Raw genomic sequence first — 23,232 nt, forward strand, 5'->3', positions numbered from 1 at the left:
ACCTGAGGCATTTGTATACAATAAGCTGCCCATCTCGCAAGCCGCCTTGGCATTATTGCAGTTGGATCGGGCGGCGGTGAACAGGGAGGATTTTACGATGCGGATCACGCGCCTGCTGCTTTCGGCTTCAGCCGTTGGCCTTGTCCTTGGTGCTACGCCGGCTCTCGCGCAGGATAGCGCCGCTGAAGGCATCAATGAAGAAGAGGCTATCATCGTCACTGCCCGCCGCCAGAACGAGCGGTTGCAGGATGTTCCGGCTTCGGTCGCCGTGCTTTCGGCCGCGATGCTGGAAAGCACCGGTGCCAAGAACGCTGACGATTTCGCCCAGTTGACCCCGGGGGTGACGATCGTCACCGGCACGGCGGAAGCGGGGGATACCCAGATCAACATTCGCGGCATCAATGGCGCGCGCGATGCTGAAAGCTCGGTCGCCCTGGTGGTCGATGGCATCCTGAAGACCAACACGGCCCAGCTGAACCAGGTTCAGGGCACGCTGCGTCAGGTCGAAATCCTCAAGGGTCCTCAGGGCGCGCTGTATGGCCGCAATGCTGCTGCCGGCGCGATCGTGCTGCAGACGCTGAAGCCCAAGGATGTGCTCGAAGGCGGTGTCAAGGCGTCGTACGCCAGCGAGAACACGGTCGATGCCTCGGCCTATATCTCGACCCCGCTGGGTGAGAATGCAGGCCTGGTGGTCAGCGGCAGCTTCCAGCATTCCGATGGCTTCTTCCGCAATATCTTCCTGGGCAACAGCAAGACGGTGGATGACAAGGAATCGTTCAACGTCGATGGTCGGCTGATCGTTCGGACCGGCGATGCCACTGAATTTGACGTGAAGCTGCGCTATGCCGAATTCCACGGCGCTTCGCTGCCGTTCAACGCCTCGTTCCACCTGCCGAACTTCGCAGCTGTGAACCCGAAGTTCTATGAGGACGTGAACGCCCACGATTTCCGGTTCTACAACAATATCCGGGCAACCAATGATCAGAAGAGCTTCGACGGCTCGATCAAGGTTGAGCACAGCTTTGAAACCACCAAGCTGGTGGCTTGGGCGCTGTTCTCGGACATCAAGCAGAACCTGGTAGCCGATGGCACGTCGGCCGACTTTGCCCGCTATATCAGCGCGGCGCAGCCGGCCGGGCAGGCCACGGTGAATTCGTGCTTTGCCACGACTGCCGCCAACACCGGCTATCCGGTCAATCAGCCCGGGGCGATCGGGGCGATCCCGGTACCGTTCATCTTTGCTCCGGCAAACGGCTCGACGTTCGGACCTTACAGCAATACCACCTGTGACGGGATCCAGTACCAGCTGCGCAACCAGCAGGACATCAGCGCTGAAGTCCGCCTGGTCTCCACGGGCGATGGTCCCGTGTCGTGGCAGGTCGGCACCTATTTCCTGAGCATCGATCGCACCACCGGCGTCAGCCTGGGCGGCGATACCGGGGCAGGGGTGATCAAGAACCTCTACAACGCGCCGAACACCGCGAACCCGACTTCGCTGCTGCTGGCCGATAACTTCGACACCAAGGTTTATGCCGCGTTCGGTTCGTTGGATTACAAGCCCAACGATCAGTTCAAGGCAGGCCTGGCGATGCGCTATGACATCGAAGATCGTTCTTCGAACTCGCTGGTGCCGACTGCGACCGACCCCTTCACCGGCGGTCCGATCAATCCGGGTCAGGCCTTTGGCCCGCTGACGCCAAAGTCGGCATCGTTCAAGCAGCTCCAGCCGAAGATCACGCTGAGCTATACCCCGACAAGCGAGCTGAACATCTATGCCAACTGGGGCATTGGCTTCAAATCGGGTGGTTTCAACAACCAGGGCTCGTCGGCGCTTATCAATGCCAACTTTAACAACGGCGTGACCCCGGGCACGATCAATGCAAACGTCCGGATCGACGACCAGTACCGCAAGGAAAAGTCGAGCGCGTTTGAGGCCGGGATCAAGGGGACCCTGTTCGATAACCGCGTGACCTACGATATCGCCGGTTATTATACCCGCATCAGCGACATGCAGTTCTTCGAATTCTTCGTTGGCGGCTTTGGCCTGCTGCGCGTGGTTTCGAATATCGATACGGTTGATGTGAAGGGTGCTGAAATCAACATGACCGCCAAGGTCGTTGATGGGCTGAAGCTGTTCGGTTCGTTCAACGTCACCGACAGCGAGATCAAGAAGAACGCATCGCGCACCTACACCGTGGGCAACAAGTCACCCTACACGGCTGACTGGACGCTCAACGTTGGCGCGGACATCAAGGTTCCGGTCAACGATGGGCTGCGGATCACCGGTCGCGCAGACTATCGCCTGACTGGCCCGACCTGGTTCCACACTGTGCAGGATCAGGAGCGTCCGTCGATCTTCAGCGGCCTGTTGCCGATTTCGGCACTGGCGCTGCCGGCGGTGGTTGGCAATGCCCGCTACGACGTGGCCCAGCGCGATACCTTCGGGGTCTTCAGCGCGCGGCTTGGCCTGGAAACCGACAAGTACCACATCGTCGCCTTTGCTGAGAACCTGTTCAACAAGAAGTACATCGCCGAAGCGATCCCCGCGATCGAATTTGGCGGCTCGTTCATCTCGCCGGGCGCGCGCCGCCTGATCGGCGTGGAAGCGGGCATGAAGTTCTAATCCAGCGATCACAATCAAGGATGGGGCCGGTGGCGAGAGCCATCGGCCCTTTTCGTATCGGCCCCTGGCAGAAATGCCGGGTTGCAAATTGAAACCTAAATCGGCATAGGTGCTTAAATGCAAAGCCTTGTCCGCCTTACCGCCATTACACTGATCCCGCTTCTGGCCGCTTGTGGCGATGCCCAGCCTGCGCCCAAAGCCAATCCGTTGCAGATCAGCACGATCACGGTCGGGCAGGAAGCCCCGGCCGAGGCAATCGAGGCAGCCGGAACGGCGGCGCTGCGCCGCGAAATCCCGCTTGGCTTCACCACCCCGGGGCAGATCGCCCGGATCACCGTACAGGAAGGCGATGTGGTTCGCCGCGGACAGGTTCTGGCCACGCTCGACATGACCAGCGTCGATGCATCGCTGGAAGCAGCCAACGCAGAGCGTGACCGGGCCGGGGCGGAACTCAACCGGCTTAAGCAGCTTTATGCGCAGGGCTGGATCACCAAGGCCCGCCTTGAAGGCGCCGAGGCAGCCGCCCGCAGCGCCAGCGCGAACGTGGCAGCCCGGCGCTTTTCCCTGCAGACCGCTCGGGTTGTCGCCCCGGCAGATGGGATCGTGCTGAGCCGCACCGCCGAGCCGGGCCAGATCATCGATGCGGGGATGCCGGTGGTCACCCTTGGCGATGCCAGCAGTGGCTTTGTGCTGCGCGTGCTGCTGGCGGATCGCGATGCGGTGCGGGTTCGTGCGGGCGTGCCGGCCGAAGTCCGGTTCGATGCCCTGCCAGGAACCGTTCTGTCGGGCCCGGTGATTGAGGTCGGTGGCCGTTCGGACCGCGGGACCGGCGCTTTCGTGGCGGAGATTGCCTTGCCGGCCGATCCCCGCCTGCGTTCGGGCCTGGTCGGGCGGGCGGCAATCGCCGCACCGGCCGCCGCTGCTTCAAGCCGACTGGTCATCCCGCCGACTGCCATCTTTGCGATCCGCGCTGAAGAGGGCTTTGTCTATGTGATTGACGCGCAAAAGCGGGCCAAGGCGCGCCGCATTGCGCTGGGGCCGCTCTCTGGGGCGGGGATCGAGGTGCTTTCCGGCCTGAACCGCGGCGATGTGATTGCCGTTTCGGGCCTTGACCGGATGCGCGATGGCGCAGTGGTTGCGCCCGTGGGTGCCAAGCGCTGATGGGCTTCGTTGCAACCGCCGTTCGTCGCTGGCAGATCACGCTTGTCGCGTTCCTGCTGCTTGCGATGCTGGGCTTCAATGCCTTTCGTGCCATTCCGCGCGCGGTCGATCCTTATTTCCCGATCCCCCTGACGGTTGTGATCGTGACCTTACCAGGCGCTGATGCGGCCGAGATCGAAGAGACCGTGGCCAAGCCGCTCGAGCGGGTGCTGCAAGGCCTGGATAACGTCCGTGACATCACCTCCAGATCCAGCGACGGCCTGGCCAGCATTTCGATCTGGTTCGATTATGGCACCGATGCCGAGCAGTCATATGACCGGACCGTGCGCGATGTAAACGCACTGCGGGCGCAGTTGCCCGCCGGGATCCAGCGGCTGGAAATCCGCCGGCCACGCACGACCGAAGCGGCCATTTCGCAGATCGCGCTGGTGAGCGATACGGCTTCGTGGCGGCGGATGGAGAAATATGCCGAGGACCTGCGCGATCGGCTCGCCGGGCTCGATGGGGTTCGCAACACGGAGCTCTATGGCCTGCCGGCACCTGAAGTGCGGATCGCACTTGATCCGGCGCGACTGGCCGAACGCCGCCTGCCGCCGGGCCTGGTCGCCACGGCGATTGCTCAGGGCGGGCTTGATGTGCCGGCCGGCGCGGTGAATGCCGGTAACCGACGCTTCAACGTCCAGTCTGGCGGGGCCTATCGCAGCCTTGATGCCATCCGCGCGATCCCTCTGCGCGGCGGTGACGGGCAACTGCTGACGGTAGGCGATGTTGCCAACGTGGAATGGGCCGAGGCCGAGCGGCTGCACATTACCCGGCTTAATGGGCAGCGCGCGGTCTTCGTTGGTGTGCGCAAGAAGGACATGACCGATACGCTGGTCCTGCGCGACCGGCTGAAGACGGTGAAGGACCAGTTCCAGCAGGAGCTGCCGCCAGACATCAAGCTGGTGCCGGTGTTCGACCAGAGCAACGATATCGAGCGCAAGCTGAACCAGCTGGCCAAGGACTTTGGCATCGCGCTGGTGCTGGTGCTGGTTACCCTGCTGCCGCTGGGGCCGCGCGCCTCGCTGGTGGTGATGCTTTCGATCCCAACCTCGCTGGCGATTGGCCTGACCGGTCTTAACATCCTGGGCTATTCGCTGAACCAGCTGACCGTTTCGGGCTTTATCGTCGCGCTGGGCCTGCTGGTCGACGATTCGATCGTGGTGACCGAGAATATCGAGCGCCACATTCGCATGGGCAAGAACCGGGTTACGGCGGCGATTGAGGGAACCAAGGAAATAACCCTGGCGGTGATGGGATCGACCGGGGTCTTGATCTTCGCCTTCCTGCCGCTGGCGAACCTTCCCGAAACGGCGGGCGACTTTACCCGCAGCCTGCCGATGGCCGTGCTGCTGACGGTGGCCGCATCGCTGCTGGTTTCGATGAGCCTGGTACCCTTTGCCGCAAGCCGGATCCTTGCGACGCACCAATCGCACGAAGGCAACCGCTTCCTGCGCTGGGTCACCGAGCGGATCGAGCACTGGTACCGGCCAGCCTTGCACTGGAGCCTGGCCAACCCGCACAAGACGGTTTGGGGGGCGATGGCTGCCTGCGTCATGATGTTCGCCACGATTCCGTGGATTGGCTTCAGCCTGTTCCCGAAGGCCGACGTGCCCTATTTCCTGGTGCGGATCGAAGCGCCTGAGGGTTCAAGCCTGCTGACCACTGACCGGGCCGTGCGCGAAGTGGCCGCGATCATGCAGCAGAAGCCCGAAGTGAAGGACGTGATGGAGAACACCGGGCGTTCCAACCCGCAGATCTATTACAACGCCCTGCCACGTGAAGCCGACACCCGCTTTGGCGAGCTGTTCGTGACGCTCAAGGAATTCTCGCCGAGCGAGACGCCGGCGCTGGTTGAACAGCTGCGGCAGGAATTGTCGCGCTATCCATCTGCCCGGGTGACGGTGGAGCAGTTTGAACAAGGCCCGCCGATCGATGCGCCGATTGCCATCCGGGTCAGCGGCCCGGAACTGAGCGAGCTGAAGCGGCTGTCGGCCCAGTTTGCCGATACCCTGCGCCAGACCCCCGGCACACGCGATGTGGTCGATCCGCTGGCGATAGACCGGATCGACCTGGACATGGCGGTTGATCCCGCCAAGGCCGGCTTGCTGAATGTCGCTCCCGATGCGGTTCGGCGCACCCTGCGCCTGGCGATTTCGGGTGAGCGCGCCAGCAGCCTGCGCGATGCCGAGGGCGATTCCTATCCGGTGGTCGTGCGGTTGCCGTTCGAGCGCGAGGTGCCGGCGGCGTTACTCGATCAGGTTTACGTCAGTTCGCTGTCGGGTGCGTCTATCCCGCTTTCGCAGCTGACCGCGCCCAAGCTGGAGGCCGGACCGGCAACGATCAACCGCTTCAAGCTGCAGCGGTTGGTGACGATCACCTCTTTCGTGAAAGACGGTTTCCTGGCGTCTAAGGTCAACGCCGATGCGCTTGAGCGGGTCCGCAAGCTGCCGCTGCCGCCAGGCTATTCGATCAGCGTAGGTGGCCAGGCCGAGGTTTCAGAGCGGAACAATAACGGCGTTGGCGGCATCGCCATGCTGGCCGTTTTCGGCATCCTCTGTGTGCTGGTGCTGGAATTCGGGCGCTTCCGCGAGGTGACCGTCGTTGCCGGGGTGGTGCCGCTGGGCCTGTTTGGCGGGCTGTGGGCGCTGATCATTACCGGCAATTCGCTGTCGTACCTGGCGATCATCGGGTTCATCGCCCTGATCGGGATCGAGATTAAGAATTCGATCCTGCTGGTCGATTTTACCACCCAGCTGCGCCAGCAGGGGATGGAATTGATGGAAGCGATCGAGCGGGCGGGCGAGATCCGCTTCTTGCCGGTGCTGCTGACCTCGGTGACCGCGATTGGCGGCCTCCTGCCGCTCGCGCTGTCAGGCTCTCCGCTTTATGCGCCGCTGGCCTGGGTGATTATCGGCGGACTGGTTTCCTCGACTCTGCTCAGCCGGATCGTTATCCCGGCGATGTATCTGTTGCTGGTGCGCGGTGCGCCGCCGCCAGAGGTCTGACTAGGACCTGAAGGAGAGTGATACCGACATGACCTTGCGGCTTGCAATTGGCGATCATGTCGCCCGCCTGTTCATTGATCGGCCCGACAAGCGCAACGCCTTTGACCAGCAGATGTGGGAACGCCTGCCCGAATTGGTCCGGCAGGCGATGATCGATCCGGCGGTGCGGGTCCTGACTATCGAATCCGCCCAGCCTGGCGTCTTTTGTGCCGGGGCGGACATTGCGGAATTGTTGGCCAACAAGGACGATGCAGCCTGGCTTGCCGCCAACCAGGCGGCGATCAATCGCGCGCAGTATGAGCTTGCCCGGGCCGAAAAGCCGGTGATTGCCTATGTTGACGGGGATTGCATCGGCGGGGGCTGCGGGATCGCGCTGGCAGCGGACATTCGCGTCGCCACGCCGCGCGCACGGTTGGGGATCACGCCGGCCAAGCTGGGGCTGGTCTATCCGCTGCACGACACCAAATTGCTGGTCGACCTGGTTGGACCGGGGCAGGCCAAGCGGCTGCTCTATACCGGCATGCTGGTTAATGCGCAGGAAGCGCTGCGGATCGGGCTGGTGGATGAAATTGCTGACAGCCCCGGCCATCTGGAAGACCTCATCGCTGCCAATTCGCGGCATTCGACTGCGGCGATGAAGCGGTTTGTCCGGCGCGTGCTTGATGGTCAGTCGGACGATGACGCGCAGACGCTGGCGACCTTTGCCGAAGCCTTCAGCGGGCCGGATTTCCTTGAAGGCTCCAGCGCCTTCGTTGCCAAGCGCAAGCCGCAGTTCGGATAGGCTGCGGGGCAGGCCAATTGGCCCGCCCCGCCATGCGCCCTTACTTGACGCCCATTTCCTTGAGCAGGTTGGTTGCACCATCGACCTTTTCCATGACCCACAGCATGTAGCGGTGGTCGACATGGATGGTGCGGTTGATCGCCGGGTTGAAGCGCCAGTCGGAAATCACCCCGTCCAGCGTGCCGTCAAAGGCCAGGCCGACCAGTTCGCCCTTGGCATTGAGCGTGGCTGAACCGGAATTGCCGCCGGTGATGTCAACCGTGGTCAGGTAATTGACCGGCAGCGTGCCCAATTCGGGCGCGGTGTAATTGCCATAGTCCTTGGCCTTGACCAGTTCGATCGCCTTGTCCGGGGCATCGAATTCGCCCTTGCCGGTGTGCTTGGCGGCCATGCCTTCGGCGGTGGTGATGGCGCTCCAGGCAACGCCATCCTGCTTGCGGCCAGTGACGTGGCCATAGGTGATCCGCAGCGAGGAGTTGGCATCCGGGTAGACGGGCTTGCCCTGTTCGCGGGCAAAGGCCATGCGGCCGGCCATCACGGCGCGCTGGGCCTCGTTCAGCTTGCCGTCGTTCTCCTTGTCCTCGTCAAGCCGCTTCTGGCTGTAGGGATAGGCCGCGACGGCGAGCTGGATGAAGGGATCGGTCGAAGCTTCGAACTCTGCCGCCGGCTTGTCGAGCCAGGCCAGGCGGGTGGCCGTGTCAGCCAGCTTGGTCTCGGCATAGAGCTTGTCGAGCCCGATCACGTCGAGCTTGGCCAGCATCACGTCGTTGCGTTCGCCCGCCGGGACCATGCGATAATGGTCCAGTGCCCATTCCATGATCTTGCGATCGACGCCGGCGTCAAAGCGGCGCTCGATCTGCTTCAGGCCTTCAGCTCGCGGGGTACGGTCACGATCCTGGAACCCGGCTTCGCGCAGCGCATCGGGCTTTTCGCGCTCCTTGGCCCAGCGGTAGAGCGTGGTCGCGGCCGAAAGCAGCTGCGCCCGGCCGATCTGGCCCATATGGATGTCATTCACGGCGCGCTTGTCCTGCGCGGCGAGCAGCGCGTCGAGCTTGGCCAGCGCCGGGCCATAGGTGGCCTGACGCTTGGCATCGGCGGCAACCCAGGCGCGGAAGGCCTGATCCTCGGCATCTTTTGCCTCGATCAGCCCGATTGCATCGGCCCCGGCCATCTGGCCGAGCAGGTTCTTCTTGGTGTTATCGGCACCCTTGACGCTGCTGGCATACTTGATCTGCGCGGCCTGGTTGCCGGCGGTCAGCTTGTTCACCAGGTCGGAATAGTCCGACAGCAGTTTCTGGTTGAGCGGATAGCGATCGGCGAAGACCGCCTTGGTTTCGCTCGCCATGCGCCAGCGGTTGGTGTTGCCGGGGAAGCCCGCCAGCATCACAAAATCGCCTTCCTTGAGGCCTTCCTTGGCGATCGTCAGCCACGACTTGGGCTTGTAGGGAACATTGTCCTTTGAAAAGGCGGCCGAGCTGCCATCGGGGGCGACATAGGCCCGGTAATAGCCGAAATCGCCGGTATGACGGGGCCACTGCCAGTTGTCGGTTTCGCCGCCGAAATTGCCCAGGCCGCCGGCGGGTGCATAGACCAGGCGCACGTCCTTGATCTCAAGCTGCTGTTGCAGGAAGTACCGCTCGCCGCCGAAATAGCTGCGCACATCGCAGCGGCGGTTGGGCTGCTTTTCGCAAGTGGCGATCAGCGCTTTGCGGTTGGCATCCATCCGGTCATAACGCTGGCGGCCGGTCATCTTCACGGTCACGCCCTTGAGCATGTCGGTGGTGACATTGCGCAAGGCTTCGATCACGAAGATCCGGGTGCCGGGTGCGGCGGGCACTTCAGCGCTTTTGTCCTTGGCGAGGAAGCCGTCGGTCAGGTAATCCTGGCCGGGCTTCGAATTGTACTGGATCGAGCCGTAGACGCAGTGGTGGTTGGTCACCACCAGCCCTTCGGGTGAAACGAACGAGGCCGAACAGCCCCCCAGCGAGACGATCGCGTTCATCGGGGCCTTGGTCAGGTCTGCCAGCTGTTCGGGCGGAACTTGTGCGCCGGCTTCCTTCATCTTCGCGGCGACTTCACCCATCTGGCTTGGCAGCCACATTCCCTCGTCAGCCAGGGCTGGTGCGGCAAGGGCCAGTAGCGAGGCACCGGCGGCAATAAAGCGAAACGTCATTCAGGCACTCCCGAAGAAAGCTGCGGTCCGGAATCGCCCGGCCGCCAATGAACGCGGACAAAGCGCAACTTCGCCGCGGGCACAAGACAGATGATCGGCCTAAAGCAGCAGAAGTGCAAAGCCCAACGCGGTTGCAAAGCTTGCCAGAGTGGCAGTGACCACGGGGATCGTCGCGCGCCAGCCCATATCGAGCAGCAGGTCCATCCGGCTGCGCATTGCGGTGGCCGTGACAGCCAGCAAGAGCAGGCTCTTGCTGGCGATCAGCGCATAGTGGCTGACCACTTGCGGTATGGTGATCAGACTGTTGAGTGCGACTGTGGCCAGGAATGCGGTGATGAACCAGGGAAGGGCAAGGCGCCGCCACAATGGCTGAGCCTCTCCCCCACCGGCGCTGCCGCGCATCATGAAACTGACCAGCACGACAATCGGGGCCAGCAGGGCAACGCGAGCCAGCTTGACGATCGTGGCATAGGACCCGGCGGCATCGGAGAAGGCATATCCGCCGCCGATTGCCTGGGCGACATCATGGATCGAGGCGCCAATCAGGAAGCCGGCTTGCTGGTCGGTCAGGTGCAACTCTGCAGCCAGCACCGGATAGACTGACATCGCAAAGGCGCTGGCGAGGCTGATGCCGACCAGGGTCAGCGCGAACTGCGCCTGGCTGAGCCGTTCCTTGCCGATCACGCCATACAGCGCGAGCGCCGCGCTGGCGCCGCAAATAGCGGTTGATCCGCCCGCGAGCATTCCGGCGTAACGCGATTGGGTTGCGATGCGGGCACCCATGATCCCGGCCACAAAGGTGGTGGCCATCACAACAAGCAGGGCCAGGAACGGTGCGGCGCCCAGCGCAGAGATCTGTTCCACTGTCACTTGCAGGCCCAGCACGACGATCCCGACGCGCAGGCAGGTGCGCGAGGCAAAGTCCAGCCCGCGGTGCGATCGTGGTTCGCGCGCGATGAAATTGAGCGACAGGCCGATCAGCAGACCCAGCAGAATGATCGGGAAGCCATAATGTTCGGAAAGCCAGGCCGCCGCCGCTGCTCCTACGCCGCAAATGGCCAGACCCGGAAACAGGCTATCCTTTTGGTCGGCCTTTGCCGACAGTTCCGCAAGGTGCAACTCACCGTACAGGTCACCACCCTGGGGCAGTGCATCCCAGTCGATCGCGGAGCGCGTGGCCGCGTTTCTGTCCTGCGGTGTCATATTGACCTTCCCTTATCCCGGCGAAACGTTAGTCTGCAAGCAAGCAAAAGACAAAGTCTGGGGAAGAGCTATGGCCATTGGTGCCAACAATCACACCGAAGCAAGCCTGATCCGTTCACGCAACCTGCTGATCGGTTTGCTATTTTTTGGAACCATCATCAATTACGTCGACCGTCAGGTGCTATCGCTGCTCAAGCCGAGCATTGAAGCCGAGTACGGCTGGGGCGATGCCGAATTCGCGCATTTTGCCTCGATGTCGCAGCTGGCGGCGGCATCGGCGCTCATCTTCGTGGGCTATCTGCTGGATCGGTTCGGGGTGCGCCGCGCCTATGGCACGGCTGTTGGCCTGTGGAGCCTGGCGGGCATTGCGCATGCCTTTGCGGCCACGGTCACCCAGTTCGTTTCTGCCCGCGTGGCGCTGGTTGCAGCTGAAGCGATCAATACGCCGGCTGCGGTCAAGGCTGCGGCCGTCTTCCTGCCACTGAAGCAACGCTCAATGGCCATGGGGATCGTCAATTCCGCCCCCAATCTTGGGAATATCATCGCGCCGCTGACGGTTATTCCCTTTGCCGCAGTATTTGGCTGGCAGGCCGCCTTCATTGTTACCGGCCTGATCGGATTCGTTTGGCTCGCTTTCTGGATCGGTGGCACGCGCCGCTTGCAGCCCGTGGCGGAAACCATCGTCGAAGCCGCCAAACCATCGTTCCGCGACGCGCTGAAGGACAAGGTCACCTGGGCGATCGCCGGGGCCAAGGCGCTGACTGACATGTTCTGGTGGTTCTTCACCTTCTGGCTGCCCGACCTGTTCGTCAAAGTCTTCGGGCTGAGCCAGAAGGAACTGATCGGCCCGACCGCGCTGGCCTTTACGCTGGCGGCCATTGGCGCGCTCTCGGCCGGGGTGGTATTCCCGCGGCTGTTGGCCCGGGGCTTGAGCGTCAACCGGTCCCGCAAGACGGCGCTCTTGATCTATGCCCTGATCATTGTGCCGATCCCGCTGGCACTGACTGCTGACAGCCCGTGGACCGCCGCTGCGATCATTGGCATGGCGCTGTTCGCGCATCAGGGCTTTTCCACCAACATCTTCGGTTTTGCTGCCGATGCGGTGCCTTCGGTTCGGGTTGGAACCGTGATGGCGATCGGCGCAATTGCCGGGAACCTGGCTGGCTTTGGAATTCAGGAAACCACTGGCTGGCTGCTCACCAACGGCCACGGCTATGCGCCGCTCTTCTATGGGGCAGCGGTTTCCTACCTGACGGCGCTGGCGCTGATCCACTTCCTGGTGCCGCGGATTGTGGCGCATGATGAGGGGTGAGGGCGGAGGCCGCCCAGCCTGATCTTGCAATAGCCGCTCACTACAACTTCCGCTCGGCCTGAGCTTGTCGAAGGCCCTGCGCGGCGCATTGCCGAGGGGGCTTCGACAAGCTCAGCCTGAGCGGGAATGGGGAAGTCCTCTGAACTGCCAAGCGGTTCAGGCAAAAGAAAAGGCCCCCTGCCTCGCGGCAGGGGGCCTTTCTTTATGGCCGTAAGGCCGGGCTGGATCAGAAGCTGAACCGGCCCGTCACGCCCCAGTAGCGATCCGCATCGCGCGGGATCTGGTAGCGGTAGGAACCGCCGACACCGCCGTTGACGATCGCAGCCGGGTAGGCCTTGTCGAACAGGTTGCGGACTACGAAGGTCAGCTTCCACTTGTCGTCCGGGTCAACCAGACCGACGTTGGCATTGACCAGCGCATAGGCCGGGATCGTCCCGAACTGGCGCTGCACCGCATCGGCCGCGAACAGCGAGAGCTGGCTGCTCTGGAAGTTCATCGAAGCACCGAAGGCGACGTTGGCGAAGCCACCGGTTTCGATGGTGTGGTCAACAGCCATCGAGCCCTTCCAAGTCGGGGCATAGCCCAGCTTGGTGCCGGCCGGGATCGCTGCGGTCGAACCGAGCGGAGCCTTGAAGTTCACGACGTGAGCGTCGTTAACCGAAAGGCCGCCGCTGAGGTTGGTGTTGCGACCAACGCGCCAGGCCATGTCGATTTCGATGCCCTTGGTCGAAACCGCGCCAGCATTGGTGAAGCGGGTGACAACCACGCCAGCCACCAGATCCGGGTTGTTAGCCTGGAAGTTGTTGTAGCGGGCATAGTAGGCGGCGATGTTGAAGGTCAGCGCGCCGTCAAGCAGCGTGTTCTTCAGGCCGATCTCATACGAGTTCGAGGTTTCCGGCTCGATCACGTTCGTGCCGGTACCCGTCAGATTGTAGAAGACGTTGTAGGCCGGACCCTTATAGCCACGGGCGTAGCTGGCATAGGCCATGGTGTCTTCGTTCAGGTCGAACTGGAACGTGGCCTTGCCCGACAGGTTGTCGTTGCTGGTTTCAGTGGTCCAAGGAACGCCGTTCGACGAAGCGACAGCCGAGCTGGCGGCAGCCGTCGGCGAGGTGCCCAGACCGACCAGACGCAGGTACTCGTTATAGACGCCCTGGTCGAAGTTCGGCTGGATGCCCGGGCCCGTCAGCGGCGAAACGCGCTTGTGGAAGACCGACAGGTTGTCGTGCGTATAGCGCAGGCCGGCGACGAAGCGGGCCGTGTCCGACAGCTTGTAGGTTGCCTGACCAAAGACCGCGATGTTCTTGAAGGTCGAACCGAAGTTGGCCGAACCATTCGGGGTAGTCGCGGCATTGGCAAAGGTGCTGCCACAGGGAACCAACGTGGTGGTCGGTGCGCCGGCAGCGGCCGTGCACTGGGTCACGTTGCGGGTGAAGGTACGTTCGGACTCCGCACGCGAATAGAACGCACCCAGCACATAGGACAGCGTCTGGTCGGCCGGCGAGGTCAGGCGCAGTTCCTGGGTGAAGGTGTTCGAGGTCTGCGGACCGGAGTCATGCAGCTGGGCAAAACCGACATAAGCGCGATCGAGCCAGTCACCGTCACGGATTTCGGTGTTGTCCCAGCCGCGATAGGCGGTGATGCTGGTCAGGGTGTGTTCGCCCAGAGCCAGGTCACCCTGGAACGAAACGCCCCAGCCTTCTTCCAGCGTCGAGGTGACGAGGTTCTGCGCAACGGCGCGGGTGTCTGCACCCGACTGCGGTGGCAGCGCCTGGAAACCAAGGCTGGTGGTCGGCACGCCGGCACCGGTCAGCGGACCAGTGGCGATGATGTCGGCGCAGCAATCGTCGTCGTTCTTGTAATAGTCGGCGGCGAGGTAGAGGCGCAGATCGTCGCTCGGCTCGTAGAGGAACTGGCCGCGGAGGCCGTAGTGCTTGTAGCCGTTCACCCACTCATTGGTGGTGGTGTTGCGGATATTGCCGTCATACTCACCATAGAAGCCGGTGAAGCGGGCGGCGAGGTCCTGACCAAGCGGCAGGTTGACCGCGCCCTTCAGGCGGAATTCGTTGCGATCGAAGTAGCTGGCTTCAACCGAGCCACCGAAGTCCATCTTCGGCATCTGGGTGGTGATGTTGATCACGCCAGCCGATGCGTTCTTGCCGAACAGCGTGCCCTGCGGACCGCGCAGCACTTCCATCTGGGCCACGTCGACCATGTCAGAGAAGGCTTCACCCGAACGCGAATAGACCACGCCGTCCACCACGGTCGAAACCGAAGGTTCACCCGCGATCGAGAACGTGGCGGTACCGACACCGCGCAGGAAGATCGTCTGGTTCAGGGTGGTGCCCGACTTCAGGAAGTTGAGCGATGGCACCATCTGCGAGGCGCTTTCGATCGACGGGCGCGAAGCTTCGGCCAGACGTTCACCGCTAAGCACCGAAACAGCAACCGGCACGTCCTGAACGTTTTCCGAGCGCTTCTGAGCGGTAACGACGATTTCGCCGGGGGCGCCTTCGTCGTCGTTGGCCGTGTCCTGCGCGAACGCTGGGGCGGCAAAAGCAACCATAGCCAGCGCTGCCAATGGCAGGGCCGACGAGGTACGAAGCATCGACTTCATGGATGTTCCTCCCTTCAACCGGGGGCCTCCTGCCCCGCGGCGTATTCTCCTCTGCCGGACAGGGCGCACCCTTCCGGTTGGTGCTTGAATTGCTGACAGCCGCCCGATATGTCAAGCGGTGTCATATGGGACAGGCAAGGTTCGCGCAGAGTTTGTGACATTGTCGCAACAGGCGCTGCCAAGAGCTAGGGGGATTGAAGTTGGACGCCGCATTTTCGGCAGTTGAAGGCGGGTTTGACCTGCATTTTGCGGGGCGGCTGGTTTTGCGCCATCGCGCCGATGCGGCCGTGCTCGACTCTGCTCGCGGTAATCCTGCGGTCACGATGTACCGCGGCAACTTCAAGATCGAAGATGCCCCCGCGGAACAGGTTACCCCGTGCGACTGCGCAGTGGAGGACACTGTCGTTACCCTGCTGCACGACGGCACCGCTGTGGCTCGGCTTGAGCTCGTCGGCAATGGCCTGGCCGTCGCCCTGCTGACTCCGGGGCATGACCGGATCCGGCTGCGCTGGCATGCTGAGCCGGGCGAGGCGGTGTGGGGCGGAGGTGAGCAGATGAGCTACCTTGCCCTGAATGGCCGTTCCTTCCCGATGTGGACCAGCGAGCCGGGCGTAGGTCGCGACAAGACCACCGAACTCACCCGCCAAATGGATGAGAGCGGCATGGCGGGCGGCGATTACTACCACACCAATTACCCGCAGCCGACGATCCTGACCTCGCGCTGGCTGGCGGTGCACCTGGATGCAGCCTGCTATAGCGTGATCGACTGCACGGATCCGGCTGCTCATGCGTTTGAAGTGTGGAGCGATAGCGCCAATTTCGAACTCTATGCTGCGGAAACTCCGATTGACCTTGTGGGCCAGCTTTCCAAGCGTTTTGGCCGCCAACCGCCGCTGCCTGACTGGGCCATTAGCGGGGCGATCGTAGGCCTGAAGGACGGGACCCGCAGCTTTGAACGGCTGGAAGACTTCATCAAGGCCGGCACTGCCGTATCTGGCCTGTGGTGCGAGGACTGGGCGGGCATTCGCGAAACCAGCTTTGGTCGTCGCCTGTTCTGGGACTGGCGGCGCGACAACCAGCGCTATGCCGATCTGCCGCAGCGGATCGCCGCGCTGCAGGCGCGCGGGATCCGCTTCCTGGCCTATGCCAACCCCTACCTGTGCAACGATGGCATCCTCTATGAAGAAGCGCTGGAGGGTGGGCATTTCTGCCTGAAGCCCGATAGCGATGCGGTTTACCTGGTCGACTTTGGCGAGTTTGACTGCGGGGTGCTCGATTTCACCCGCCCGGAAACGCGCGACTGGTTTGCTGAGAAGGTGCTGGGCAAGGAAATGCTCGACATTGGCATCTCCGGCTGGATGGCCGATTTCGGCGAATATCTGCCGACCGACGTCCGGCTGGCGGATGGTTCTGACCCGATGGAGGCGCATAATCGCTGGCCGGTGCTGTGGGCCGAGGTCAATGCCCAGGCGGTGGAAAGCCGCGGCAAGACCGGCGATGCCGTGTTCTTCATGCGCGCCGGCTTCTCGGGCGTGCAGGGCCATTGCCCGCTGCTCTGGGCCGGCGACCAATCGGTCGATTTCACCCGGCATGACGGGATCGGCACGGTGATCACCGCCGCGCTTTCCGCGGGGCTGGTCGGCAATGCCTATAGCCACTCGGATTGCGGGGGTTACACCTCGCTGCTTGGCAACGTCCGGACGGTCGAGCTGATGGAGCGGTGGTGCGAACTGTCGGCCTTCGCCCCAGTCATGCGCAGCCATGAAGGCAACCGTCCCGACGACAACCTGCAATATGACAGCACGCCCGAACTGCTGGCCTGCTTTGCGCGCTGGAGCCGGGTCCATGCACACCTTGCGCCCTATGTGCGCCACCTGTGCGATGAGGCCGTCGAACTGGGCCTGCCGGCGCAGCGGCCGTTGTTCCTGCACTATGCTGCGGACGAGAGCCTTTACGTGGTGCAGGACCAGTACCTTTATGGCGCGGACCTGGTCGTCGCCCCGGTGATCGAGGAGGGCGCACGTGCGCGCCAGGTGATCCTGCCGGACGAGGGGGAATGGGTCCATGCCTTCACGGGTGAAGTCTATCCGGCTGGCACCCACAGGGTAGCGGCGCCGATTGGCTGCCCGCCGGTTTTCTATGCCATGGGAAGCGCTTACACCGAACTCTTTACTGGACTTCGCAAACTGTGAGCGAACGGTCGAACATTCGGGATGTGGCGGCGCGGGCCGGGGTGGCAGTGAAGACCGTCAGCCGTGTGCTCAACGATCACCCCTATGTTTCGGCCGATACCAAGGCGCGGGTGCAAGAGGCGATGAAGGCGCTCGACTTCCGACCTTCCGTCGCCGCGCGGATTCTGTCGGGGGCCAAGAGCAACCAGGTTGCGCTGATCTACGACAATCACAGCCCCTATTACATGTTCCAGATTCAGACCGGCTGCTGGGACGTCTGCCGCGCCAAGGGTATCCGCCTGCTGGCCCAGCCGGTCGATGTGGCCGATCCGGGCGTAGGCGATCAGATCCGCGGGCTGGTAACGGAAACGCAGGTTGACGGGATCATCCTTTCTTCCCCGGTGACCGATTGCGAGCCGGTGCTGCGCGCGCTTGAGGCGCTGGATATTCCCTTTGTCCGCATCTCGCCCGGATCCAATCACGCGCTGACCAGCTCGGTCTTCATGGACGATGCCCAGGCGGCGGATGACATGACGACTCACTTGATCAATGCCGGCCACCGCCGGATTGGCTTCATCAAGGGGCACCCCAATCACAAGGGGTCGGAAGACCGTCTGGCAGGCTATCGCCGTGCGCTTGACCGGGCGGGGATCGGCTATGCCGCCGAACTGATCTGCGACGGTGAGTTCGATTTCGATTCCGGCGTGCGCGGGGCTAATCGCCTGCTGGACTTGCCCGAACCGCCCACCGCGATTTTTGCCTCGAATGACGACATGGCGGCCGGCGTGCTGGCCGTTGCTCATGATCGCAACATGAACCTGCCGACCGAACTGTCGGTGGCCGGGTTCGATGACACCACCTTGGCCCGCACCGTCTGGCCGCCGCTGACCACGATCCACCAGCCGATGGCCGAACTGGCCCAGACGGCGACGGAAATCCTTATCGAAGGAGGCGATATTACCCATCGCCGCCTGCCCCATCAGTTAATCGAGCGTGCCTCTGTCGCGCCGCCAGTCAGGAAGATATGATGAGCGAACTGCCTCTCCCGCCCGCCAGCCGCCAGCTCGGCACCAGCGGCCTTACCGTCTCCCCGATCGCCTGGGGCATGTGGCGCCTGGCCGAAAATGGCCGCAGCGCCGCCGATGCTGCCAAGCTGGTTCACGCCGCGCTCGATGCCGGAATTACCTTCCTCGACACGGCTGACATTTATGGCTTCAACGGCAGCGGCGGGTTCGGCGATGCCGAGGCGCTGCTGGGCGAAGTGCTGGCGGCGGAGCCGGGGCTGCGCAGCCGGATGGTCCTTGCCACCAAGGGCGGGATCATGCCGCCGCTGCCTTATGACCAGAGCGCCGATTACCTGCGCAAGGCGATCGATGCCTCGCTGACGCGGCTGGGGACCGACACGGTTGAGCTTTGGCAGGTCCACCGTCCGGATATCCTGGCCCATCCGCAGGAAGTGGCCCGGGTGCTGGATGATGCGGTGGCAGCGGGCAAGATCCGCACGCTGGGCGTGTCCAACTTCACCGTGCACCAGACCGCGGCGCTGAACCAGTTCCTGGGCCACAAGCTGGTTTCGACCCAGCCCGAGATCAGTCCGCTGCGGATTGACTGCTTTGAGAACGGGGAACTCGATCAGGCGATGATGCTGGGGCTGACCCCGCTGGCATGGTCACCGCTGGGTGGCGGACGCCTGGCCAAGCCGGAAAACGCGCGCGATCACGCGATTTGCGCGGCGCTGGATAAGGTTGCCAGCGAACAGGGCGTTTCCCGCTCGGTTGCGGCCTATGCGTGGCTGATGGCGCACCCGGCCGGAATTATTCCGATCATTGGTTCGCAGCAGGTGGAACGGATTGCCGAGGGCGCTGCCGCGCTCAAGGTTCGCTGGACCCGCACCGACTGGTATGCCGTCCTGGTTGCCGCCCGCGGCGTGCCGCTGCCTTGATACCAATCAAAGCGGGCCGGTGCAGATTGTTGCAATGGCCCGCTACCAAATTGACCTGACGGAGACTTGCCATGACCAACCCGCCCGAAATCGCCTGGTTCTCTGCCCTGTGCGACGACGATTACGAGTTTCTTGGCGTCCCCGATCAGTACCTCAAGTCCAGCTGGGAGCACTGCCGCAATATCGTGCTGCGCGCGGAAGAGGGCGGGTTTGACAACATCCTGCTGCCGTCAGGTTACGAGCTGGGGGTTGATACCACGGCCTTTGCCGCCGCGGTGGCAACGCAGGTCAAGCGGATCAAACTGCTGTGGGCAACCCGCATGGGTGAGGACTGGCCGCCGCAGCTGGCGCGCCGCATTGCCACGATCGACCGGATCCTGGGCCCCAATGCCGCTGGCACGGGCGGACGGCTCAACGTGAATATCATTTCCTCGCCGATGCCGGGCGAAACGATGGAGAGCGGGCCGCGCTATCGGCGCGGGACCGAGGTGATGAAGATCATCCGCACGCTGCTGAACGGGGAGCACCTCGACTTCCAGGGCGAGTTCTACAACCTCAAGCTCGACCCGGCGCGGATCAGCACGATTTCGGGCAAGTGCCCCAATCTCTATTTCGGCGGGCTGAGCAACGAAGCGCGCGAATGTGCGGCCGAAGCGGCCGACGTTTACCTGATGTGGCCCGACAAGATGGAGAACGTCCGCGAGGTTGTGGCCGATTTGAAGGCGCGCGCCGCTGCCAAGGGGCGCACGCTCAAGTTCGGCTATCGCGCCCACGTGATCGTGCGCGAGACCGAGGACGAAGCCCGCGCCTATGCCGATCGCCTGCTGTCCAAGCTGGATGATGAAATGGGCCGTGCAATCCGCGAAAAGAGCCTGGATGCCGCCAATTACGGTGTGCAGCGCCAGCAGGAACTGCGCAGTGCGGCCGATGGCGACGGCTTTGTCGAAGAGAATCTGTGGACTGGGATCGGCCGCGCCCGTTCGGGTTGCGGTGCCGCAATTGTTGGCAACCCGGATCAGGTTATCGCCAAGCTGCGGGCCTATCAGGAGGCCGGCATGGAGGCCTTCATCCTCTCAGGCTATCCGCATGTGCAGGAATGCGATATGTTCGCCCGCTATGTCCTTCCCCAGATCCAGCACGCGCCCATTCCCGGCTGATGCACCCCCTGCCGGGGACGGGGACGCTGCCAAGCTCGAGCGTGTTTTAACTGCTCTGCTGGCGGCCCAGGCGGAACTTGACGCGCTTGGGCAGTCGCTGGCGGCTGCGCGCCTCGATGCTGCCATTGAGGCAGTAAGGTTGGCCAAAACTTCGTTCGCATAAGCGCAATTTCGGGCATTTTCCGATAAAAACTAGAACTTATACGAATAGATAAGTGCCATTTTTGTCCTATCGTTTACGTGTTACTTCGATAAGGGCGGGGTGAGGGTATGGGGCTCCACGAGGGACAGGGCGATCTGGCCGGAATTGCTGGCGGTGAGAGTTGTGCCGACCCTGGCGAGCGCGCCCAGACATTGCGATCTTTGGCCAAGAGCTTGCTTGCAGTCGCTAACCAGATTGATCACGACAGTTTGATTGCGGGGCGGGCGACCCTTGGCGAAGGGCCGGCCGCGCATGGAGCACTGTCCATCGACAAGCGGATGCTGCTGGATCGCGCGGCGCTGGATTATGGCAATCGCCGCGCTCGGCGTCGGTTCTTTCCTGCCGAACTGTTTGGCGAGCCGGCGTGGGATCTTCTGTTAGACCTGTTTCAGGCCCGGCTTGAAGGCAAGAGCATCAGCGTAACCAGCGCTTGCATTGGCGCCGATGTGCCGCTTTCCACGGCTCTGCGCTGGATCGGCGTGCTTGAAACAGAAGGACTGGTTGAGCGCAGCCGCAACCTGACCGATCACCGATCGACCTGGGTCAGCCTGACCGATCGGGCCGTGGCGGCCATGACCGAATATACCCAGGGCTGCCTGATCCGCGGTCGTCGTGCCGTTCGCCGGGCCGAAGAAGATGTGATCACTGCCTTGCAGGAGCGGGCGGCCTGATCCGCGCGGGATCCCGCCATTAGGCTTCTGCGAACAGGGCCTTTTTATCGATCTGGGGGAGTGGTGCCCGGAGGCGGATTCGAACCACCGACACGCGGATTTTCAATCCGCTGCTCTACCAACTGAGCTATCCGGGCAACGCATCCAGAAGTGACCATGCAGGCCGCTTCGCGTTTGGAAGCGCGCCTATGGCGAAGCTGGCGCAGCTTGGCAAGAGGCTTTCAAGCCTTTCCTTCTTCCTCGTCGAGTGCAGGTGGCCCGGGCAGGGCATAACCATCTTCCAGCCACCGCATAAGGTCGCGGTCCTTGCAACGGGTGGAGCAAAACGGCGCATGTTCGGGATTGCGCGGCTTGCCGCAGAGCGGGCACTTGCGAACGACGGTGCTGGTCATGCTTGCAGCGCCTGCGCGAAAGCGCCTTCCAGCGCAAGACCGGGATCCTCTTGCCACCGGATCGCGCGTCCGGTTCGGCGGGCAAGTTCGGCTTCCCATCCTGCCGAGACAGCCCGGCGCACGGCGGGGTGTGCGCTGAGCAGCAGGCTCGCGCCGGCATCGCTGACCAGTTCGGCGCGCCGCAGCAGCATCCGCGCCGCTGCGGCAGGCCGGTTTGCCGTCAGCCGATGCAGCAGCGATGGCCGCTCCAGTCGGGTAACCAGCTGGACCAGCCCAAAGCCATTCATGGCGGTGCGTTCATGCGGCCAGCCGTTCAAGGCGCTGGCGAGGGCCGCGTCGACTGCCTGCCGGTCTGCCTTTTCCGCCAGGGTGGGAAAATCGATCGCGATGGATCCAGCCAGGTCGAGGCGGCGGAGAGTTTGGGCCAGCGCCGGGACCGCTGCCAGAGCCAGCGACGCGGCAGGCAGAGTTCCGTCGATGTCGATCACGGTCATCGCCGGGGTTGGACTGATCGTCAGCGCTCCTCCGGCGAAATCGGCGGTGCCGTGCCAGGCTTCGGACCAGACATCTTCCCACAGCCCGGCCGGGAAGTGCTGGACCAGCTTGCCGGCTGGGGGCGGAGCGGGGCAGGGGGCATCTTTCGTGGGCCGGGCCTGGGCGCGTTTCAGGCGTCCCGCTTCGGCCATGGCCGCACGCATGACCTTCAGCCGGATTGGCGCGCCTTCGGCGGCATCGGCGGGCAGCTGGTCAACCAGCGCCTCCTCGCCACTGGCAAACCGCGCGGTGCCGCGGCGCGAACCGGCGGCGCGGGCGATCAGTACGGCATCTTCCACCTGCCCCGCCGCAAGTCCGCCGGGCCAATGGAGCCGGGCGGCAATAACATCGCTAGCTTCGACCAGGATTGCGCGGGTTTCGCCAATCCCGGCTTCGACCAGCCACTCAGCCAAGGGGGTATCCCGCCGAAAGCAGCAGGGCGCGGGTTTCGAACAGCGGCAGGCCGATCACGCCCGAATGGCTGCCGGAAACGAAGCGGATCAGTGCTTCGGCGCGGCCCTGGATGGCATAGCCGCCAGCCTTGCCCAGACCTTCGCCGCTTGCGATGTAGCCATCGATTTCTGCGTCCGACAGCCGCTTGAAGGCGACCACGGTTTCAACGATGCGGGTGCGGGCCTGGCCTGCGCGATCGATCACGCAGATGGCCGAGATGCACTGATGGCGTCGTCCAGAGAGCAGACCCAGCAGCTTGCGCTGCACATCTTCGGTTTCTGCCGGCGGCAGGATCCGGCGGCCAAGCGCCACTGTGGTATCGCCGGCAAGGATGATTTCATCGGCCGAGCGCCCAATGGCGGCAGCCTTGGCCTGCGCCAACCGCAGCGCGTAGGCGCGCGGGAGTTCGCCTTTCAGCGGGGTTTCGTCGATATCGGGGCTGGCGATCCGGGCCGGCGAGGCACCGATCCGGGCGAGCAGGTCGCGCCGGCGCGGCGAGGACGAGGCCAGGACCAGTTGCGGCGCGGTCACCCGCAGGGCTTAGCCGAACTGTCCGGGGCCGCCACGGCCGGGCATGAAGCGATAGGTGATGCGACCCTTGGTCAGGTCGTAAGGGGTCAGTTCCACCAGAACTTCATCACCAACGAGCACGCGAATGCGGTTCTTGCGCATTTTGCCGGCGGTATGGCCGAGGATCTCGTGGTCATTCTCAAGGCGGACGCGGAACATCGCGTTGGGCAGCAGTTCAACTACCGTTCCGCGCATTTCGAGGAGTTCTTCTTTCGCCATCCGG

17 protein-coding genes and 1 tRNA gene are annotated in these 23,232 nt (G+C 63.3%); 10 read left to right on the forward strand and 8 right to left on the reverse strand.

What is annotated here, in order from left to right; genetic code table 11:
- Positions 1–97: 97 nt before the first annotated feature.
- The 4 genes from RQP55_RS05060 to RQP55_RS05075 all read left to right on the forward strand — a co-directional run bounded on the left by RQP55_RS05060 (position 98) and on the right by RQP55_RS05075 (position 7,612).
- The gene (locus tag RQP55_RS05060) at positions 98–2,623 is read left to right on the forward strand and encodes a TonB-dependent receptor (protein ID WP_315609102.1); all 2,526 of its coding nucleotides are present in this window, start codon (positions 98–100) and stop codon (positions 2,621–2,623) included.
- A gap of 117 nt (positions 2,624–2,740) precedes the next feature.
- Positions 2,741–3,784, forward strand: a complete 1,044-nt coding sequence (locus tag RQP55_RS05065) for an efflux RND transporter periplasmic adaptor subunit (protein ID WP_315609103.1) — start codon at positions 2,741–2,743, stop codon at positions 3,782–3,784.
- On the forward strand, positions 3,784–6,831 hold the full coding sequence (locus tag RQP55_RS05070) for an efflux RND transporter permease subunit (protein WP_315609104.1): 3,048 nt from the start codon (positions 3,784–3,786) through the stop codon (positions 6,829–6,831). Before RQP55_RS05065 ends, RQP55_RS05070 begins: the two co-directional genes overlap by 1 nt.
- Positions 6,832–6,859: 28 nt before the next feature.
- Entirely contained in the window at positions 6,860–7,612 is a 753-nt protein-coding gene (locus RQP55_RS05075) for an enoyl-CoA hydratase/isomerase family protein (RefSeq protein WP_315609105.1), read from the forward strand.
- A 40-nt stretch (positions 7,613–7,652) separates the two neighbouring features.
- Here the strand turns inward: RQP55_RS05075 and RQP55_RS05080 are convergent, their stop codons facing one another.
- Positions 7,653–9,785 carry a S46 family peptidase gene (locus RQP55_RS05080; RefSeq protein ID WP_315609106.1) on the reverse strand — a complete coding sequence of 711 codons (2,133 nt, stop codon included), beginning with the start codon at positions 9,783–9,785 and terminating at the stop codon, positions 7,653–7,655.
- A gap of 99 nt (positions 9,786–9,884) precedes the next feature.
- Complete coding sequence (locus tag RQP55_RS05085) at positions 9,885–10,988, reverse strand: YeiH family protein (RefSeq protein WP_315609107.1); 1,104 nt, start codon at positions 10,986–10,988, stop codon at positions 9,885–9,887.
- Positions 10,989–11,058: 70 nt separating this feature from the next.
- Between RQP55_RS05085 and RQP55_RS05090 the strand changes: the two genes are divergently transcribed.
- Entirely contained in the window at positions 11,059–12,300 is a 1,242-nt protein-coding gene (locus tag RQP55_RS05090; RefSeq protein ID WP_315609108.1) for an MFS transporter, read from the forward strand.
- 226 nt (positions 12,301–12,526) lie between these two features.
- Here the strand turns inward: RQP55_RS05090 and RQP55_RS05095 are convergent, their stop codons facing one another.
- On the reverse strand, positions 12,527–14,917 hold the full coding sequence (locus tag RQP55_RS05095; protein WP_315609109.1) for a TonB-dependent receptor: 2,391 nt from the start codon (positions 14,915–14,917) through the stop codon (positions 12,527–12,529).
- 200 nt (positions 14,918–15,117) lie between these two features.
- Between RQP55_RS05095 and RQP55_RS05100 the strand changes: the two genes are divergently transcribed.
- The 5 genes from RQP55_RS05100 (at position 15,118) to RQP55_RS05120 (ending at position 21,060) form a co-directional block, all read left to right on the forward strand.
- Positions 15,118–17,109 carry an alpha-glucosidase gene (locus tag RQP55_RS05100; RefSeq protein WP_315609110.1) on the forward strand — a complete coding sequence of 664 codons (1,992 nt, stop codon included), beginning with the start codon at positions 15,118–15,120 and terminating at the stop codon, positions 17,107–17,109.
- A complete protein-coding gene (locus RQP55_RS05105) occupies positions 17,106–18,116 on the forward strand; it encodes a LacI family DNA-binding transcriptional regulator (protein ID WP_315609111.1) in 1,011 nt (336 codons plus the stop codon). The genes RQP55_RS05100 and RQP55_RS05105 overlap by 4 nt, the downstream gene beginning before the upstream one ends.
- On the forward strand, positions 18,116–19,030 hold the full coding sequence (locus RQP55_RS05110; protein WP_315609112.1) for an aldo/keto reductase family oxidoreductase: 915 nt from the start codon (positions 18,116–18,118) through the stop codon (positions 19,028–19,030). Before RQP55_RS05105 ends, RQP55_RS05110 begins: the two co-directional genes overlap by 1 nt.
- A 71-nt stretch (positions 19,031–19,101) precedes the next feature.
- A complete protein-coding gene (locus RQP55_RS05115; RefSeq protein WP_315609113.1) occupies positions 19,102–20,187 on the forward strand; it encodes an LLM class flavin-dependent oxidoreductase in 1,086 nt (361 codons plus the stop codon).
- Positions 20,188–20,457: 270 nt separating this feature from the next.
- Positions 20,458–21,060, forward strand: coding sequence for a MarR family transcriptional regulator (locus RQP55_RS05120; protein WP_315609114.1), 603 nt, complete (start codon positions 20,458–20,460; stop codon positions 21,058–21,060).
- A gap of 61 nt (positions 21,061–21,121) precedes the next feature.
- Here the strand turns inward: RQP55_RS05120 and RQP55_RS05125 are convergent.
- The 5 genes from RQP55_RS05125 to infA all read right to left on the reverse strand — a co-directional run bounded on the left by RQP55_RS05125 (position 21,122) and on the right by infA (position 23,228).
- Positions 21,122–21,197, reverse strand: a tRNA-Phe gene (locus tag RQP55_RS05125).
- An 84-nt stretch (positions 21,198–21,281) separates the two neighbouring features.
- Entirely contained in the window at positions 21,282–21,452 is a 171-nt protein-coding gene (yacG, locus tag RQP55_RS05130; protein WP_315609115.1) for a DNA gyrase inhibitor YacG, read from the reverse strand.
- Positions 21,449–22,399, reverse strand: a complete 951-nt coding sequence (locus RQP55_RS05135; protein ID WP_315609116.1) for a ribonuclease E/G — start codon at positions 22,397–22,399, stop codon at positions 21,449–21,451. The genes yacG and RQP55_RS05135 overlap by 4 nt, the downstream gene beginning before the upstream one ends.
- A complete protein-coding gene (locus RQP55_RS05140) occupies positions 22,392–22,970 on the reverse strand; it encodes a nucleoside triphosphate pyrophosphatase (RefSeq protein ID WP_315609117.1) in 579 nt (192 codons plus the stop codon). The genes RQP55_RS05135 and RQP55_RS05140 overlap by 8 nt, the downstream gene beginning before the upstream one ends.
- A 9-nt stretch (positions 22,971–22,979) precedes the next feature.
- Entirely contained in the window at positions 22,980–23,228 is a 249-nt protein-coding gene (infA, locus tag RQP55_RS05145) for a translation initiation factor IF-1 (protein WP_147090742.1), read from the reverse strand.
- Positions 23,229–23,232 lie beyond the last annotated feature (4 nt).

It is taken from the genome of Novosphingobium sp. APW14, assembly GCF_032337075.1.
Classification (GTDB): domain Bacteria; phylum Pseudomonadota; class Alphaproteobacteria; order Sphingomonadales; family Sphingomonadaceae; genus Novosphingobium.

Coding starts and splice junctions, on each gene's coding strand:
- RQP55_RS05060 (WP_315609102.1), top strand. CDS start 98: ATGCGGATCACGCGCCTGCTGCTTTCGGCTTCAGCCGTTGGCCTTGTC.
- RQP55_RS05065 (WP_315609103.1), top strand. CDS start 2,741: ATGCAAAGCCTTGTCCGCCTTACCGCCATTACACTGATCCCGCTTCTG.
- RQP55_RS05070 (WP_315609104.1), top strand. CDS start 3,784: ATGGGCTTCGTTGCAACCGCCGTTCGTCGCTGGCAGATCACGCTTGTC.
- RQP55_RS05075 (WP_315609105.1), top strand. CDS start 6,860: ATGACCTTGCGGCTTGCAATTGGCGATCATGTCGCCCGCCTGTTCATT.
- RQP55_RS05080 (WP_315609106.1), bottom strand. CDS start 9,785: ATGACGTTTCGCTTTATTGCCGCCGGTGCCTCGCTACTGGCCCTTGCC.
- RQP55_RS05085 (WP_315609107.1), bottom strand. CDS start 10,988: ATGACACCGCAGGACAGAAACGCGGCCACGCGCTCCGCGATCGACTGG.
- RQP55_RS05090 (WP_315609108.1), top strand. CDS start 11,059: ATGGCCATTGGTGCCAACAATCACACCGAAGCAAGCCTGATCCGTTCA.
- RQP55_RS05095 (WP_315609109.1), bottom strand. CDS start 14,917: ATGAAGTCGATGCTTCGTACCTCGTCGGCCCTGCCATTGGCAGCGCTG.
- RQP55_RS05110 (WP_315609112.1), top strand. CDS start 18,116: ATGAGCGAACTGCCTCTCCCGCCCGCCAGCCGCCAGCTCGGCACCAGC.
- RQP55_RS05115 (WP_315609113.1), top strand. CDS start 19,102: ATGACCAACCCGCCCGAAATCGCCTGGTTCTCTGCCCTGTGCGACGAC.
- RQP55_RS05120 (WP_315609114.1), top strand. CDS start 20,458: ATGGGGCTCCACGAGGGACAGGGCGATCTGGCCGGAATTGCTGGCGGT.
- yacG (WP_315609115.1), bottom strand. CDS start 21,452: ATGACCAGCACCGTCGTTCGCAAGTGCCCGCTCTGCGGCAAGCCGCGC.
- infA (WP_147090742.1), bottom strand. CDS start 23,228: ATGGCGAAAGAAGAACTCCTCGAAATGCGCGGAACGGTAGTTGAACTG.